A 16,291-nucleotide genomic window follows, 5' to 3' on the forward strand; every position below is an offset into this window, starting at 1 on the left:
CTGCCATGGGCAGCGGAATCTGGTCCACCGACGTGTACGACGCGGCCGACAGCTACCGGCGCAAGACCGGCCGGAGCGCCTTCTCCTACAGTGACAGCGGGGCGCGGACCGTGCACCCCGCGCTCGACCCGCGCGGCGCGACGCGGGAGAGCCGCGACTCCGCCGAACACCCGCAGTCGACGCCGATCGCGGTGCTCTTCGACGTCACCGGCTCGATGGGCCACGTGCCCCGGGTGCTCCAGGGCAAGCTGCCGCAACTGCTCGGCCTGCTGCTCCGCCAGGGGTACGCCCGCGACCCGCAGGTCATGTTCGGCGCGATCGGCGACGCCACCTGCGACCGGGTGCCGTTGCAGATCGGGCAGTTCGAGTCCGACAACCGGATGGACGACGACCTCGGCCGGATCGTGCTGGAAGGCGGCGGGGGCGGCCAGATGATGGAGTCGTACGAGCTGGCGCTGTACTTCATAGCCCGGCACACGGTCACCGACAGCTGGGCGAAGCGGGGCCGGCGCGGCTACCTGTTCGTCATCGGCGACGAGCTGGCCTACCCCCGGGTGAAGGGGCGGGAGGTGGCCAAGCTGATCGGCGACCGCCGGGTCGAGGACCTGCCGATCCGGCAGGTCGTCGACGAGGTGACCGCCCGCTGGGACACCTACCACCTGCTCCCCGCCGGCGCCGCCCACGCCGGCAACCGTAAGGTGCTCGACTTCTGGCGCGGGCTGCTCGGGCAGAACGCGGTCGAGTTGGACGACCTGGACGCGGTCTGCGAGACCATCGCGCTCATCGTCGGCCTCGGCGAACAGGCCATCGACCTGGACACCGGCCTGGACGACCTGAACCGGACCGGCTCGACCGCCACCCGTACCGTCTCCCAGGCGCTCGCCCGGCTCGGCGGCGACCGGCGCGCGGTGGCGGCGCTGCCGTTCACCCCGACCGACGGCGAGGGCGGGGTCACCCGGCTGTGAACCACGTGATGGTGGTCGACCTCGGCTACGGCGACGCCGGCAAGGGCACGGTCGTCGACCTGCTCTGCGCCACCCGGCCGGTGCACACGGTGGTGCGCTTCAACGGGGGCGCGCAGGCGGCGCACAACGTCGTGCTGCGCGACGGGCGGGCGCACACGTTCGCGCAGTTCGGGGCCGGGACGTTCCGCCCCGGCGTACGGACGCACCTGGCCCGGCACGTGGTGGTGGACCCGCTGGCGCTGGCCGCCGAGGCCGACCACCTCGCGGCGGTCGGGGTGCCCGACGCGCTCGACCGGTTGACCGTGGACGGGGAGGCGCTGCTGGCCACCCCGTACCACCGGGCGGCCAACCGGGCCCGGGAGATCGCCCGGGGAGCCGACCGGCACGGCTCCTGCGGGCTGGGGGTGGGCGAGGCCGTCGCGTACGGCCTCGCCCACCCCGACGAGGCGCCCCGGGTGGCCGACTGCCGCGAGCCGGCGGTGCTGCGCCGCCGGCTCGCCGCGCTGCGCGACCGGCTCACCGCCGAACTCGGGCCGCTCGACGCGCCGCCGGTCGCCGACTGCCTGCCCGCGTACGCCGCCTTCGCCGACCGGGTGGCGATCGTCGACCGGACCTGGCTGGCCGGGGCGCTGCGTGCCGGCACCTGTGTCTTCGAGGGGGCGCAGGGGGTGCTGCTCGACGAGTGGCACGGCTTCCACCCGTACACGACGTGGAGCACCACGACGTTCGCCAACGCCGAGGCGCTGCTCGCCGAGGCCGGGATGGCCGGGGCCGCCCAGCGGCTCGGGGTGCTGCGGGTGACCACCACCCGGCACGGCCCCGGGCCGCTCGTCACCGAGGACCCGGCGCTGCCGTTCACCGACCCGCGCAACCCGACGAACGCCTGGCAGGGCCGGTTCCGGTTCGGGCACTTCGACGCCGTCGCCCACAGGTACGCGCTTGCGGTGGCCGACGGCGTGGACGGGCTGGCCCTGACCCACCTCGACCTGGCCGGCCCGGCCCTGCGGATCTGCCGCCGCTACGCCGACGGCCCCGACCGGCTCGTCCCCGGCCGCCCCGGTGACCTGGACCGGCAGGCGGCGCTCACCGCGCGGCTGATGCGGGCGCGCCCGGTGCTCGACGAGGCGCCGGCCGACTGGCCGGCGGTAGTCGAGGAGGCGCTCGGCGCCCCCGTGCTGCTGACGTCGCACGGCCCCACCGCTGAAGCGAAGGCGGGGGCCCTTGTTAACGCTTTTTGTATAGGAAGGGCCCCCGCCTAACACCCCACCGTCGAGCATGGGAGGCATGGGGGACGTGCTCGACCTGCTGCACCACACGGTGACCTCACCGTGGGTGTACCTGGTGATCGTCGCGGCCACGGCGGTCGACGCGTTCTTCCCGGCGGTGCCGGGTGAGACCGTGGTGATCACCGCGGGCGTCTTCGCGGCCGGCGGCGAGCCGAACCTGGTGGCGGTGATCGTGACCGCCGCGCTCGGCGCGCTGATCGGCGACCACGTCTCGTACGCCATCGGTCGCGGCGGCGGTGCGCACCGGCTGGCCCGCCTACCGGCGGACAGCCGGCGGCGGGCGAGTTCCGACTGGGCCCGCCGGGCGGTCGACCGGCGCGGCGGGATGATCCTGACCACCGCCCGGTACGTCCCCGGCGGCCGGACCGCGGTCACGCTCACCATGGGCGCGGTGCGCTACCCGCCGCGCTCGTTCCTGGCCTACGACGCGCTGGCCTGCGGCACCTGGGGAACCTACTGCGGTCTGCTCGGCTACTTCGGCGGCTTGGCCTTCGAGCACAACCCGCTCACCGGGCTGCTCGCCGGCGTCGGCATCTCGCTGGCGCTCACCGGGCTGTTCGAGGCCGCCCGCTGGGCCCGCCGCCGGGTCCGCCGCCGGGCCGCGACCCGTCGCTGACCTGCCCGCCGGGCCCGCCGCCGGGCCGCCACCCGTCGCTGACCGGATCCTCCAGCAGGTCGGCGTCGTGGACCAGGATGGCGAGCTGCACCCGGTTGGCCACGCCGAGCTTGGCCAACGCGCGGCTCACATGCGTCTTCACGGTCGCCTCGCTGGCACCGACCCGGCGGGCCACCTCGGCGTTCCCGTCCCCCCGGGCCACCTCCCGGACGATCACCGCCTCCCGTTCGGTGAGCTGGGCCAGCCGCTGCCGGGCGGCCTCCCGCCGCGCCGGACCCCGCTCGGCGAAGGAGCTGATCAACCGCCTGGTGACCGTCGGCGCGAGCATGGCGTTGCCGGCGGCGACCGTCCGGACGGCGTCCGCGAGTTCCCGGGGCGGGGTGTCCTTGAGCAGGAAGCCGACCGCCCCGGCGCGGAGTGCCTCGTGCACGTACTCGTCCAGGTCGAAGGTGGTCAACATGACCACCTTCGGCCCGACGGCCACGATCGCCGGGGCCGCGGCCAGCCCACCGACGCCGGGCATGCGGACGTCCAGCAGCACCACGTTGGGCCGCAGCCGCTCGGCGACCGTCACCCCCTCGGCCCCGTCGGCGGCCTCGCCGACCACGGCGATGTCCGGCGCGGCCTCCAGGATCAGTCGCAGCCCGGCCCGGATGAGCTGCTCGTCGTCCACGATCACCACCCGGATCACGTCGGCTCCCCGACCGGCACCAGCGCGCACAGCAGGAACCCCCCGGCCGGGGTCGGCCCGGCCGTCAGCCGCCCACCGGTCAACTCGACCCGTTCCCGCAGGCCGACCAGGCCCAGCCCGGCACCGGGCAGGACCGGGCCGGGACGGTCGGACGGATCGTTGCGGACGGCGACCTCGATCCGGTCGGCCAGGTGCCGCAGGCGCACGTCGACCGCCGCGTCCGGGGCATGTTTCCGCACGTTGGTCAGCCCTTCCTGGACCACCCGGTGCACGGTCCGGGCCACCGCGCCCGGCACCGGCCCGGGCGTACCCTCGTCCGCCCGGCTCACCCGCAGTCCGGTGGCGCGCGACTCGCGGACCAGGTCGTCGACCGCGTCCCAGCCGGGAGACGGCAGCGGGGGCCCCTGGCGCAGCACGCTGAGCACCTCGCGCAGGTCGGTCAGGGCGGCCCGGCCGGTGGACCGGATCAACGCCGCCGCCTCGACGGTCGCCGGATCGGCGGTGGTCACCTCCAGCGCGCCCGCGTGCACCACCATGAGCGAGACCCGGTGCGCCACGACGTCGTGCATCTCCCGCGCGATCCGCGCCCGTTCCTCGACGCGTACCCGCTCGGCCTGCGCCTCCTGCTCGCGCTCCAGCCGGTCGGCCCGGTCCCGCAGGGCGGCCAGGGCGTCCCGGCGGGCCCCGATCCAGAGCCCGGCCACCGCCGGGGCGATCACCAACCAGGCGTAGAACAGCACCGCGTTGCCCGGGGTGGCGACGACCAGGCGGCGTTCGCCGCCCATCGCGCCGCCGACCGCCACGGACGCGAGCATGACGGGAACCGTCCCGAGCAGGTACGCGGCGAGCGGCCGACCCCGCAGGCCGACGCCGGCACGCCAGGAGGCGACCACGACGGGCGCCCAGGCGGCCAGGAGCAGCCAGCTCGCGGCGGCCACGGCGGGTAGCACCCAGGGACGTGACGCGAGCACCGCGGCGCCCGTGGCCAGCGCGACCAGGAGGACCACCACCCCCGGCAGCGGCGCGCGGACGCCGAGCCCGCCGGTCGCCGAGGCCCAGGTCACGGCGGCCACCGTCAGGGCCAGCAGCACCGGAAGGTGCGGCTCGACGCGCCGTACGGCACCCCTCCAGGTGGTCACCCCGCGAGCCTAGGCCGGACCGGTCCGCGACGGGACCGGGCTCGGGGAGGGTTGGGTGCCGACCCCGAGACCACTTCGGGGTACGGCGCGACGAAAGTGGACCCTCGCGGCCGACCGACGACAGATTCCGCCGAGCGCCGGCGGCACCAGCATCGACGTCATGGATGCCGTCCTCGACCTGTTCCACGACACGATCTCCTCGCCCTGGGTCTATCTGGCGCTGTTCACCATCGCCGTGGTGGACGGGTTCTTCCCCGTCGTACCGAGCGAGACCGCCGTCATCACCGCCGGCGTGTTCGCCGCCACCGGCCAGCCCGACCTGCCGCTGGTGATCGGCGTGGCCGCGCTCGGCGCGCTTGTCGGCGACCACGTCTCGTACGCGATCGGCCGGCACGGCGGCGCGCGGCTGCTGGATCGCCTGCCCCGGGACAGCCGGCGGTGGATCGCGGTGGACCGGGCCCGGCGGGGCATCGCGGTACGCGGTGGCCTCATCCTCACCGTGGCCCGGTACGTGCCGGGCGGCCGGACCGCCGTGACCCTCACCATGGGCGCGACCCGGTTCCCCCGCCGGCGGTTCCTCGCCTTCGACGCGCTGGCCGCCGCCACCTGGGGCACCTACTCGGCGTCGGTCGGCTATCTCGGCGGGCTCGCCTTCGAGCAGGATCCGATCCGCGGCCTGCTGTTCGGGCTGGGGCTGGCCCTCACCGTGACCCTGGTGGTGGAGGTGGTGCGCTGGTCACGGAGCCGCCGCCGGTCGGCGCGGTTGTTAAAAGGGGCCCCCGCCTCTACCGAAAGCGTTAAGAAGGGGCCCCTCCTTACCCCCCAGCGGGGTGATAGGTGACGCCGCGCAGGAGCTGGTCGGCGCCGAGCCAGGCGACGTTCATCATCCGGGTGGCGGTCTTCTCCGCGTCGGCTTCCGGGTGGTCGGCCAGCCAGTCGGCGAGCGACTCGCTGGCGCCGACGAGCGCGTACGCGACCACTTCCAGGTCGGTCGCGCCGACCTCGCGGCCGGAGGTGCGCAGCGCGTGGTCGAGCATCCCGGCGACCACCTCGACCAGCCGGCCGCGCATGGTGGCGAGTTCGCCGGCGAACGGCTGGGAGCCGCGGGCCTGCCGGTAGAGCACCGCCCAGCCGTCCCGGTGCTCGCCGACGAAACCGAAGAACGCGCGCAGCCCGCGCCAGAGCCGCTCGTCGGCGGGCAGGTCGGGGGCGGCGGCCCCGGCGATGGCCTCCATCATCCGGGTGCCCTCGCGGTGCAGGCAGGCGATGAAGAGCTCTTCCTTGGTGCCGAGGTAGGCGTAGACCATCGGCTTGGAGATGCCGGCGTCGTCGGCGATCTCGTCCATGCTGGCGGCGTGGAAGCCCCGACGGGAGAAGACCTTGACCGCCGCGTCGAGCATCTGCTGCTCGCGTACGGCGCGGGGCAGGCGCTTGAACGCCGGTGTGCTGGACACCCTTGCAAGCATACCTACTCGTGCGTAGGGTTACGCCAGAGTAACCAAGTCGAGAGGTGCCTTCCCCATGACTGACTTCGACCCGGCCACCTTCGCGAACGTCGGCCCGAAGGAGTTCGCGCAGCTGGTCAAGTCCACCCCGGACGACAAGATCGCCGAGATCATGTCCGGTGAGATGCGCGGCAAGATCCTCAGCGAGGTCTTCAGCCGGATGCCCACGCTGTTCCGCGCCGACCGCGCCGGCGCCACGAACGCGGTCATCCACTGGAACATCACCGGCCGGCCGGACGGCGGCACCGACACCTACGAGATCATCATCGAGAACGGCACCTGCACCGTTCTGGAGACCCCGACCCGCGACCCGAAGCTCAGCCTCACCATGGGTCCGGTCGAATTCCTGAAGATCGTCACCGGCGGCGCCAACCCGGTGATGATGTTCATGACCGGCAAGCTGAAGGCCAAGGGCGACCTGGGCCTGGCCGCCAACATCGCCAACCTGTTCGACATGCCCAAGGCCTGACCGTGGCCGAGTTCTCGCTTGACCTGAACGAGGAACAGCGGGACCTTCGCGACTGGGTGCACGGCTTCGCCGCCGAGGTCGTGCGCCCGGCCGCCGCCGAGTGGGACGCCCGGGAGGAGACTCCCTGGCCGGTCATCCAGGAGGCGGCGAAGGTCGGCCTGTACGGGTTCGAGTTCCTCGCCACCTGCTGGGCCGACCCCACCGGCCTCTCCCTGCCGATCGCCAGCGAGGAACTCTTCTGGGGCGACGCCGGCATCGGCCTGAGCATCTTCGGCACCGCCCTCGCGGTGGCCGGGATCTACGGCGCCGGCACCCCGGACCAACTCGTCGAGTGGGTGCCGCAGTGCTTCGGCGACGCCGACTCCCCGGCCGTCGCCGCGTTCTGCACCACCGAGCCGGAGGCCGGCTCCGACGTCGGGTCGATGCGGACCCGCGCCGTCTACGACCAGGCCGCCGACGAGTGGGTGCTCAACGGGCAGAAGGCGTACGCCACCAACGGCGGCATCGCCGGGGTGCACGTGGTCACCGCCTCGGTCGAACCCGAGCTGGGTTCGCGCGGGCAGGCCGCGTTCGTCGTACCGCCGGGCACCCCCGGCCTCGCCGCCACCCGCAAGCTGCGCAAGCTGGGGCTGCGCGCCTCGCACACCGCCGACGTCTTCCTCGACGACGTCCGGGTGCCGGGCCGCTGCCTGCTCGGGGGCAAGGACGCCCTCGACGAGCGGCTGGCCCGGGCCCGCACCGGTCAACGCGCCTCCGGCCAGGCGGCGATGCGCACGTTCGAGCTGTCCCGCCCGACGGTCGGCGCGCAGGCGCTCGGGGTGGCCCGCGCCGCCTACGAGTACGCGCTCGACTACGCCAAGGAGCGGGTGCAGTTCGGGCGGCCGATCATCGAGAACCAGGCGGTCGCGTTCGCGCTCGCCGACATGAAGATGGAGATCGACGCCGCCCGGCTGCTGGTGTGGCGGGCCTCCTGGATGGGCCGCAACAACCGGCCGTTCACCGCCGGCGAGGGTTCGATGTCCAAGCTGAAGGCCGGCGAGGTGGCGGTCTCGGTGACCGACCGGGCGGTCCAGCTCCTCGGCGGGGCGGGCTTCCTGCGCGACCACCCGGTCGAGCGGTGGTACCGGGACGCCAAGATCTACACCATCTTCGAGGGCACCTCCGAGATCCAGCGGCTGGTCATCTCCCGGGCGATCTCCGGGATGCAGATCCGCTGATCACCGCCGGAGACCGGCCCGCGACGGCACGCCGTGCCGGGCACCGTCGCGGGCCGGGCCGGCCGCTTCACCACCGGGAGCCACGTACGCGAAGGAGGCTGCGCCGTGGACCTGCCGTTCATCGTCACCACGCTGACCCGACGCGGTCTGCTCACCCCGGGCCACCCGATCCGGGTGGCCTCGCAACTGAACGCGCTGCGCCGTTGGGGCTGGAGCCTCGCCGGGGAGCTGCGCCAGGCCGCCGCCCGTGACCCCGGCCGGGTCGCCGTGGTGGACGAGCACGGCGCCGCGCTGACGTACCAGGAACTCCTCGACCGGTCGGAGCGGCTGGCCCGTTCCCTGCGGGCCGCCCTCGGCGTACGGGCCGGGGACCGGGTGGGTCTGCTCTGCCGCAACCACCACGGGCTGGTCGAGGCGATCGTCGCGACGATGCTGCTCGGCGCGGACGCCGTCCTGGTCAACACCGGCCTCTCCGCGGCGCAGTTGGTCACCGTCGCCCAGGAGCAGGACCTGCGGGCGCTGGTGCACGACACCGAGTTCGCCGACCGTGTCCTCGGTCTCCCGGCCGGGCTGGCCCGGGTCGACGAACGGCGGCACGAGGAGCTGATCGCCGGCGCGGCGCCCGGCGATCAGCTCCAGCCGCCGGAGCGGGACGGCCGGACCATCGTGCTGACCTCCGGCACCACCGGCACGCCCAAGGGCGCCCGCCGCCCGACCCCGCACGGCTTCGGCCCGCTGGTGTCCATCATCGACCGGATCCCGCTCCACGCGCGCGACGTCGTGATGATCGCCGCGCCCATCTTCCACACCTGGGGGTACGCCGCCCTCCAGGTCTCGTTCGCGTTGCGCGCCACGGTTGTCCTGCACCGCCGCTTCGACCCGGCCACCACGCTCGCCGCGCTGGCCGGGCAGCCGTGCGACGCGCTCTTCGCCGTACCGGTGATGCTGCAACGGCTGATGGAGGTCGCGCCGCCGCAGTCCCGGCCACCGCTCAAGGTGGTCGCGGTCAGCGGCTCGGCCCTACCGGGCAACCTGGCGACGGCGTTCATGGACCGCTACGGCGACGTGCTCTACAACCTGTACGGCTCGACCGAGGTCTCCTGGGCGTCCATCGCCGGGCCGGTCGAGCTGCGCGCCGCGCCCACCACGGCCGGCCGGCCACCGCACGGCACCCGACTGGCGATCGTGGACGAGATGGGTCAGCCGGTCCGGGACGGCCGGGTGGGGCGGATCTTCGTGGGCAACGAGATGCTCTTCGAGGGCTACACGTCAGGCGCCGGCCGGGAGAGCCGGGACGGCCTGCTGGACACCGGTGACCTCGGCCGGCTGAACCCCGACGGCCTGCTCTTCGTGGACGGGCGGGCGGACGACATGATCGTCTCCGGCGGGGAGAACGTCTTCCCGTCCGAGGTGGAGGATCTGATCGCCCGGCTGCCGCAGGTCCGCGAGGTGGCCGTGATCGGCGTGCCCGACCCGGACTACGGGCAGCGGCTGGCCGCGTTCCTGGCGCTGCGCCCGGACGAGACGCTCGACCCGGAGGCGGTCCGCGAGTACGTCCGGCGCTACCTGGCCCGGTTCTCGGTGCCGCGCGATGTGATCTTCGTCAAGTACCTGCCGCGCAACGCCACCGGCAAGGTGCTGAGTCGTGAATTGCGCCGATACTTCGGCTGATCGGCGGACCACAGAGGACGGACGTCGCTGTTACTTTCCCCCTGGTTTTTCGGGAAACGGGGGAACTACACGGTGATCCGACTCCGCCGACGCACCGCGCTCGGCCTCCTCCTCGGCGGCGCGTCCGTCGCCGCGGTCAGCCCGATCGACCCGGTGCTCGGCGAGCACCGGGAGATCCGGCCGACCCGGCGGCACGTCCCGCCCGTCGAGGTGGAGAACCGCGCGGCCGGCCAGCCCTGGTGGCCCTCGCAGGGCGGCCGGGCCGCCGACGACCGGCGGCGGCAGATCCAGGGGTACGCCTCGACGACGAGCGTCGCCCCCGGCGAGTCGATCGACTTCCACGTCGCGGTCAACCCGGCCGGACGGTTCCACGTCAGCGTGCACCGCATCGGCTGGTACGCCGGCGCGGGCGCCCGCACGCTGCTCTCCAGTCCCGAACTGGACGGCGTGCCGCAGCCGGTGCCGCCGGCCGACCCGGCGAACGGCGCGCTCGACTGCCGGTGGCCGGTGTCCTGGCGCCTGCGCGTGCCCGAGAGCTGGGTCTCCGGCCTTTACGTGGCGGTCTTCACCTCGGCCGCCGGCTGGCGGGCGTGCACCCCCTTCGTGGTGCGGGACGACCTGCGGGCCGCCGCGCTCTGCGTGGTGCTGCCGGTGACCACCTGGCAGGCGTACAACCAGTGGCCCCGCGACCGGCGCTCGGGTACGAGCCTCTACAACGGCTACACCCCCGACGGGCGGCGCGACCCGGCGCTGCGGGCACGCACGGTCTCCTTCGACCGTCCGTACGCCGACGCCGGCCTGCCCATCCACTTCGACCGCGACCAGGACGCGATCCAGTGGCTGGAGCGCAACCACTACGACGTCAGCTACGCCACCAGCTTCGACCTGCACTCCGGCCGGCTCGACCCGGCCCGGCACCGTGGCCTGGTCTTCTGCGGGCACGACGAATACTGGTCGGCGGAGATGCGCCGGGCGACGGAGACCGCCCGGGCCGACGGCACCAGCCTCGCGTACCTCGGCGCCAACAGCGTCTACTGGCACGCCCGCATGCCGCACACCCCGGACGGCCGACCCGAACGCCTCGTCGCCTGCGCCAAGGACTGGTCCGATCCGGCCGAGGTCACCACCGGCCCGACGGTGCGGTGGCGTGATCTCGACCGGCCCGAACAGGCGCTGATCGGCGTGCAGTTCAACGGCATCGTGCTGACCCCGCAGCCGCTCGTGGTGCGCTCGGCCAACCACTGGGTGTGGGCCGGCACCGGTGTGGCCGACGGAGACCGGATCCCCCGGGTGGTGGCCGGCGAGGCGGACGGCCTCAACCGGCGGCTCGAACCCCCGGCCCACGTGGAGGACGTCCTGCTCAGCGCCTCGCCGTATCCGATACGGCAGAGCGGCCGGCGGGTCCAGGGCACCCACCTGTACGAGACGCCCGGCGGCGCGGTCGTCTTCGCGACCGGCACGCTCGGCTGGACCATGGCGCTGAACCGGCGCGGGCACCGCGACCCGCGGATCGAGCGGGCCACCGCGAACGTGCTCGACCGGATGATCGGCCGGGACCGGGCCGCCCCGGCGTAACCCCGCGCCCCTCCCGACCGCCGGCCGTCCGGTCCGCTCAGGCCACCCCGAGCCGCCCAGCCCCAGCCGCCCAGCTCGGGCCGCCGCCGGCCACGGACCGTCCGGTCCGCCCGTGCCGCCGCCGGCCGTCCAGCTCGGGCCGCCGCCAGCCACCGGCCGTCCGGTCCGCCGCCGGCCGTCCGGTCCGCCACCGGCAGTCCGGTCCGCCGCCGGCCGTCCAGCCCGGGCCACCGCCGGCCGCCCGCCGTTCGGGTCAGCCGGGGATCGTGATCCGGCCGTCCACCGCCGCCGCCGCGATGTCGGTGCGGTGGTGGGCGCCGTCCAGCTCGACGCCGCGTACCAACTCGTAGGCGGCGTCGCGCGCGGCGGCCAGGTCCGGGCCGGTCGCCGTACCGCAGAGGACCCGGCCGCCCGCGGACCGCAACGTGCCGTCGGCGTCCCGGCGGGTGCCGGCGTGGATGATCCCGGCGCGGTCCGCGCCGGTGATCACATCACCGGTACGCGGGCGCTCCGGATAGCCCTCGGCCGCGACCACGACGGTGACCGCCGCGCCGTCGCGCCAGCGCAGCGGCGGGTGCGCGCCGAGCGTGCCCGTGGCGGCGGCGTGCAGCAGCCCGGCCAGCGGCGTCTCCAGCAGGGCCAGCACGACCTGGGTCTCCGGGTCGCCGAAGCGGGCGTTGAACTCGATCACACGCGGGCCGGACGGGGTGATCGCCAGGCCCACGTAGAGCAGGCCGACGAACGGCGTGCCCCGACGGCGCAGCTCGGCAAGCGTCGGGTGCACCACGTCCCGCATCACGTCGTCGACCAGGCCCGGCGGGGCCCAGGGCAGCGGCGCGTACGCGCCCATGCCACCGGTGTTGGGCCCGGCGTCGCCGTCACCGACCCGCTTGAAGTCCTGCGCCGGCAGCAGCGGCAGCGCCGCCTCGCCGTCGGTCACCACGAAGAGCGACACCTCGGGGCCGGACAGGTACTCCTCGATCACCACCCGGCCGCACTCGGCCGCGTGCCGCTCGGCGGTCGCCCGGTCGTCGGTGACGACCACGCCCTTGCCGGCGGCGAGCCCGTCGTCCTTGACCACGTACGGCACGCCGAACTCGTCGAGCGCCCGCGCCACGGCCGCCGCGTCGGTGCAGGTGTACGCGCGGGCGGTCGGCACACCGGCCGCCGTCATCACGTCCTTGGCGAACGTCTTCGAGCCCTCCAGCCGGGCCGCTTCCGCGCCGGGGCCGAACACGGCGATGCCCTTGGCGCGTACGGCGTCGGCGACGCCGGCCACCAGTGGCGCCTCGGGACCGATGATCACCAGATCCGCCGCCGTCTCCACCGCGAGCGCCGCGACTGCCGCCGGATCGGTCGGGTTGACCTCCCGTAGCGAGGCAACCGCCGCGATCCCCGGATTCCCCGGAGCCGCGACCACCCCCGACACGGCCGGATCGGCAACCACCCCGAGCGCGAGCGCATGCTCCCGCCCTCCACCACCCACAAGAAGAACCCGCACGCCCGCATCCTACTGACCCCCACCCCCCACCCCGTCGATCATGAAGTTGACGGCAACATGTGAGATCGACTTCGCCGCCAACCTCATGATCGAAGCCGGGTGCGGGTGCGAAGTGCTTCGCGGACGACCTGGGGGATGTAGTCGGGGCGGAGGGTGTCGGGCCATGTGAACCGAAGCACGGTCCACCCGGCGTTGGCGAGGCGATTCTGCCGCTGCCGATCCTCGAAGAGTGCCGCCGGAGCGGTGTGCGGATCCCGGCCGTCCGCCTCGGCGATCACCCGGGCACTTCGCCAGCCCATGTCGCCCACACCGAGGAGGTGCCCGTCGGCGTCACGTACCTCCACCTGGAGGATGTCCGGCGGCACTCCACCATCGACACAACGGAGCCGGGTCCGGGTCTCGAGCGGCGACTGCGCCGCGCCATTCGCCTCCACCAGGTGACTGCGAGCCGCCACCGCGCCCCGCCGGCGCGCGAACAGTGCAGGCATGGCCCGCAGGTCGTCCTCGCTGACCTTCCCACGGTTCAGCGCCGAGTCGAGCAGCGCGACGGCCGGATATCGGCGCTCCCGGAGAACAAGATCCGCGAGGGTACGCACCGGAGCCGTCACCGGAATGCCGTCGACCGTCGTCAGCTCGCCGTCAAGGTGGTCGAACTGATGCGGGACCACGGCGGGATCCCCGACCCGGGCCGGTCGGGCCGAGCGGCCCGGCAACGCGACATGGATCGCCGCCATCCTCGGAAGGCCGGCGATTCCGTGCAGCTCGGCGGCGGTCCCCAGAACGGCGTGCGCCTCCGGCCCGAGCGAAAGCAGCGCAGCTCGAATCCGGCGACGTCGTTCGGCCAGGTCGGACCCGGACGACGGCTCGACGACGTACGTCGCCCGAGCCAGCCGCCGCCATCGACCGGTCCTGAGCAGGTTGTCGATCTCAAACCGACTGAAGCCGGCCCGCAGCGCCTGGTCACGGGTGACAACCCCACCCTGTTCCCTGGCGATCTGCTTGACCACCCAAACGCGCTCCACCCACCGAGCCTCCCGGCAGGCCCAGCCCGAACCAACCCCCTGTGGATAACCGGCCCCACCCTGTGGACAACCCACCCCACCCACCCACCCCACCCAGCCCGGCTGATCATGAAGTTAGCGGCGATGTCGATCTACGCAACTGCCGCTAACTTCATGATCAACGAGGTGAGGCGGGGTGTGGCCGGGTGAGGCGGCGGGTGTCAGGGGAGGAGGGGGTGGCGTTGGACGTTTTCTTCTCGGCCTGGGCCTACGCCGACCACGCTTACGCGCGTTCTGGTCAGCTCCTCGATTCTTGCGATGTAGCGCCTCGCGTTCTCCGGGAGCTCATCGTCGGTTCTGGCCTTGGTGATGTCCTCCCACCAGCCGTCCAGCTCTTCGTAGATCGGCGTGGCGTGGTGGAAGTCGGTCTGCGTCATCGGCATGTCGTCGAAACGCTCGCCGTTGATCTCGTAACCGACGCAGATCGGCACCTTGGGCAGGCCGGTGAGCACGTCCAGCTTCGTGACGACCAGGTCGGTCACGCCGTTCAGGCGGCACGCGTACCGGGCCACCACGGCGTCGAACCAGCCGGCCCGGCGTTCCCGGCCGGTGGTGGTGCCGTACTCGTGGCCGATCTTGACCAGGTGGCGGCCGTTGTCGTCGAACAACTCGGTGGGGAACGGGCCCGCGCCCACCCGGGTGGTGTACGCCTTGCTCACCGCGATCACCTTGGTGATGGCGGTCGGCGGGATGCCCGCGCCCACGCACGCCCCACCGGCGGTGGGGTTCGACGAGGTGACGAACGGATACGTGCCGTGGTCCATGTCCAGCATGGTGGCCTGGGCACCCTCCAGCAGCACGGTCTCGCCGCGGTCCAGGGCGTCCCAGAGCATCACCCGGGTCTCGGCGATGTACGGCCGCAGCCGCTCGGCGTACTGGAGGTATTCCTCGACGGTCTCGTCGACGTCGATCGCCTTGCGGTTGTAGATCTTGAACAGGAGCTGGTTCTTCTCCCGGAGCGCCAGTTCCAGCTTCTTCCGCAGGATGCCCGGGTCGAGCAGGTCCTGAAGCCGGATGCCCATCCGGGCGACCTTGTCGCCGTACGCCGGGCCGATGCCCCGGCCGGTGGTGCCGATGCGGGAGCTGCCCAGGTAGCGCTCGACCACCCGGTCGATCCCCCGGTGGTGCGGCATGATCAGGTGCGCGTCGCCGGAGATGCGCAGCCGGGAGACGTCCACGCCCCGCTCGGCGAGCCCGTCGATCTCCTGCAACAGCACCTTCGGGTCGACCACCACGCCGTTGCCGATGACGATCATCGCGTTCGGGGAGAGCGCGCCGGACGGCATCAGGTGCAGCGCGTACTTCTGCCCGTCCGGGGTGATCACCGTGTGGCCGGCGTTGTTGCCGCCGGAGTAGCGCACGACGTAGTCGACCCGCTCACCCAGCAGGTCGGTAACCTTGCCCTTGCCCTCGTCGCCCCACTGGGCGCCGAGGAGCACGATCGCTGGCATCTTTTCCGCCTCCAGAAGGCTCGGGTGCCAGGTGGCGACCGGTCGGCGAGCCCGGGGTGTCAGGCTAACAAGTAGTGACGACCGGACCGGCAGGGGTTCGTCGAGAAGCAGGAGGCTCCTTCGTGTACGACGTGGTGCTGCTCACGCTCGGCTCGGAGCGGGACGCTCCCGGTGGGGGCTGCGGCAGCGGCGGAGCCTGCTGCGGCGGCGCGGACGACACCGCCGCCACGCCCGACGCCGAACGCTGCGAGACACCGCGCGTACCGGTGCTGGCCTGCGCGGACGCGCTGACCACGCGCGGTGCCCGGGTGACCACGGTGACCGCCCGGTCGGACGCGGAGATCGACGAGGTGCTGGCCCGCCTCGACGGTCCGCCCCGCGAAGACGGCCTCGCCGGGCCGGACTCCGACGGCAAGACCCGACTGATCGTCGCCACGGCCAGTGACGGTCAGTTGCGCGCCGTGCTGCGCCGGCTGGTGCGCCGGTACGCTCCGCCGCCCAGCCGCCGACCGCCCGACCTGCCGGAGAACCGGACACTGCCCGATCTGCCGCCGGTCGGCGTACTCCCGTTGGATCCGGCCCGGACCGGGTCGGCGCGGGACCTGGCCGCGCAGCTCGGGCTGCCGCGCGAGCCGGCGGCGGTGGCCGCGGCGGTGCTCGACGGTACGCCGCGCCGGCTGGACCTGCTGCGCAACGACGGCGGCTCGGTGACGCTCGACGGCGCGCTGCTCGGCGCGGCCGACGACGCCGGCCGCCCGCTGCACTGGCGGGCCCGCGTCGAGGTGGACGGCGCGGTGCTCAGCGACGGCACCGAGCCGATCTCGGCCTGCGCGATCGGCAACGCCGGTGGGTACGCGCGCCTCGGTGAGGTGGCCCTGCTCGCCGACCCGGACCCGGCCGACGGCCGGTTGGCGGTGGGCGTGGCCGTGCCCGTGGTGACCCGATCCGCGTTGGGCCGGAAGAAGGTCCGGCTTGAGGTACGCCGGGCCCGGGGCCGGGCGGTGGCGGTGGTGCCCCGCGACGGGAAGGTGCCCTTCCTCGACGACGGCGTCGAGGGCGAGTTGAGCCGGAAGCGGTCCTGGTGGACCGAGCCGGGGGCCTGGGCGGTCTGGACGGGCTGACCGCTATCGATCCGCACCCGGAT

Annotated in this window: 15 protein-coding genes; 9 read left to right on the forward strand and 6 right to left on the reverse strand. The window is 73.7% G+C overall.

Translation table 11 applies throughout. From position 1 onward, the window contains the following. The first annotated feature begins 5 nt into the window (after positions 1-5). From O7602_RS28330 to O7602_RS28340, 3 genes are read left to right on the forward strand one after another with little or no spacing between them, the layout of a single operon-like run. Positions 6-965 (forward strand): hypothetical protein, encoded by a 960-nt coding sequence (locus O7602_RS28330; protein ID WP_281585647.1) that lies wholly within the window; start codon positions 6-8, stop codon positions 963-965. Beyond that, positions 962-2,224 carry an adenylosuccinate synthetase gene (locus tag O7602_RS28335; RefSeq protein WP_281585648.1) on the forward strand — a complete coding sequence of 421 codons (1,263 nt, stop codon included), beginning with the start codon at positions 962-964 and terminating at the stop codon, positions 2,222-2,224. The genes O7602_RS28330 and O7602_RS28335 overlap by 4 nt, the downstream gene beginning before the upstream one ends. A 25-nt stretch (positions 2,225-2,249) precedes the next feature. Further along, complete coding sequence (locus O7602_RS28340; RefSeq protein ID WP_281585649.1) at positions 2,250-2,867, forward strand: DedA family protein; 618 nt, start codon at positions 2,250-2,252, stop codon at positions 2,865-2,867. On the opposite strand, the gene O7602_RS28345 is transcribed toward O7602_RS28340, so the two are convergent. Together O7602_RS28345 and O7602_RS28350 are read right to left on the reverse strand one after the other, a co-directional pair. After that, a complete protein-coding gene (locus tag O7602_RS28345) occupies positions 2,797-3,558 on the reverse strand; it encodes a response regulator transcription factor (RefSeq protein ID WP_348651304.1) in 762 nt (253 codons plus the stop codon). The two genes, O7602_RS28340 and O7602_RS28345, sit on opposite strands and share 71 nt — an antisense overlap. After that, the gene (locus tag O7602_RS28350; RefSeq protein WP_281585650.1) at positions 3,555-4,697 is read right to left on the reverse strand and encodes a histidine kinase; all 1,143 of its coding nucleotides are present in this window, start codon (positions 4,695-4,697) and stop codon (positions 3,555-3,557) included. The genes O7602_RS28345 and O7602_RS28350 overlap by 4 nt, the downstream gene beginning before the upstream one ends. Before the next feature lie 160 nt (positions 4,698-4,857). Between O7602_RS28350 and O7602_RS28355 the strand changes: the two genes are divergently transcribed. Further along, complete coding sequence (locus O7602_RS28355) at positions 4,858-5,538, forward strand: DedA family protein (RefSeq protein WP_281585651.1); 681 nt, start codon at positions 4,858-4,860, stop codon at positions 5,536-5,538. Here O7602_RS28355 and O7602_RS28360 read toward each other — a convergent pair. After that, positions 5,513-6,151 (reverse strand): TetR/AcrR family transcriptional regulator, encoded by a 639-nt coding sequence (locus tag O7602_RS28360; protein WP_281585652.1) that lies wholly within the window; start codon positions 6,149-6,151, stop codon positions 5,513-5,515. The two genes, O7602_RS28355 and O7602_RS28360, sit on opposite strands and share 26 nt — an antisense overlap. 67 nt (positions 6,152-6,218) lie before the next feature. On the opposite strand from O7602_RS28360, the gene O7602_RS28365 reads away from it, so the two are divergent. The 4 genes from O7602_RS28365 (at position 6,219) to O7602_RS28380 (ending at position 11,134) form a co-directional block, all read left to right on the forward strand. Further along, entirely contained in the window at positions 6,219-6,671 is a 453-nt protein-coding gene (locus O7602_RS28365) for an SCP2 sterol-binding domain-containing protein (protein WP_281585653.1), read from the forward strand. Between the two features lie 2 nt (positions 6,672-6,673). Continuing rightward, on the forward strand, positions 6,674-7,888 hold the full coding sequence (locus O7602_RS28370; protein ID WP_281585654.1) for an acyl-CoA dehydrogenase family protein: 1,215 nt from the start codon (positions 6,674-6,676) through the stop codon (positions 7,886-7,888). A 105-nt stretch (positions 7,889-7,993) separates the two neighbouring features. Next, entirely contained in the window at positions 7,994-9,559 is a 1,566-nt protein-coding gene (locus O7602_RS28375) for an AMP-binding protein (RefSeq protein ID WP_281585655.1), read from the forward strand. A 72-nt stretch (positions 9,560-9,631) separates the two neighbouring features. After that, a complete protein-coding gene (locus O7602_RS28380) occupies positions 9,632-11,134 on the forward strand; it encodes a N,N-dimethylformamidase beta subunit family domain-containing protein (RefSeq protein WP_281585656.1) in 1,503 nt (500 codons plus the stop codon). A 253-nt stretch (positions 11,135-11,387) separates the two neighbouring features. Here the strand turns inward: O7602_RS28380 and purD are convergent, their stop codons facing one another. The 3 genes from purD to O7602_RS28395 form a co-directional block, all read right to left on the reverse strand. Then, a complete protein-coding gene (purD, locus tag O7602_RS28385; RefSeq protein WP_281585657.1) occupies positions 11,388-12,635 on the reverse strand; it encodes a phosphoribosylamine--glycine ligase in 1,248 nt (415 codons plus the stop codon). 83 nt (positions 12,636-12,718) lie between these two features. Next, complete coding sequence (locus tag O7602_RS28390; RefSeq protein ID WP_281585658.1) at positions 12,719-13,657, reverse strand: type IV toxin-antitoxin system AbiEi family antitoxin domain-containing protein; 939 nt, start codon at positions 13,655-13,657, stop codon at positions 12,719-12,721. A 200-nt stretch (positions 13,658-13,857) separates the two neighbouring features. Continuing rightward, complete coding sequence (locus O7602_RS28395; RefSeq protein WP_281585659.1) at positions 13,858-15,147, reverse strand: adenylosuccinate synthase; 1,290 nt, start codon at positions 15,145-15,147, stop codon at positions 13,858-13,860. 122 nt (positions 15,148-15,269) lie between these two features. Between O7602_RS28395 and O7602_RS28400 the strand changes: the two genes are divergently transcribed. Next, on the forward strand, positions 15,270-16,268 hold the full coding sequence (locus tag O7602_RS28400) for a diacylglycerol kinase family protein (protein WP_281585660.1): 999 nt from the start codon (positions 15,270-15,272) through the stop codon (positions 16,266-16,268). The last annotated feature ends 23 nt before the right edge of the window (positions 16,269-16,291 follow it).

It is taken from the genome of Micromonospora sp. WMMD1128 (genome assembly GCF_027497235.1).
Lineage (GTDB): Bacteria > Actinomycetota > Actinomycetes > Mycobacteriales > Micromonosporaceae > Micromonospora.

Coding starts and splice junctions, on each gene's coding strand:
- O7602_RS28365 (WP_281585653.1), top strand. CDS start 6,219: ATGACTGACTTCGACCCGGCCACCTTCGCGAACGTCGGCCCGAAGGAG.
- O7602_RS28340 (WP_281585649.1), top strand. CDS start 2,250: ATGGGGGACGTGCTCGACCTGCTGCACCACACGGTGACCTCACCGTGG.
- O7602_RS28395 (WP_281585659.1), bottom strand. CDS start 15,147: ATGCCAGCGATCGTGCTCCTCGGCGCCCAGTGGGGCGACGAGGGCAAG.
- O7602_RS28330 (WP_281585647.1), top strand. CDS start 6: ATGGGCAGCGGAATCTGGTCCACCGACGTGTACGACGCGGCCGACAGC.
- O7602_RS28355 (WP_281585651.1), top strand. CDS start 4,858: ATGGATGCCGTCCTCGACCTGTTCCACGACACGATCTCCTCGCCCTGG.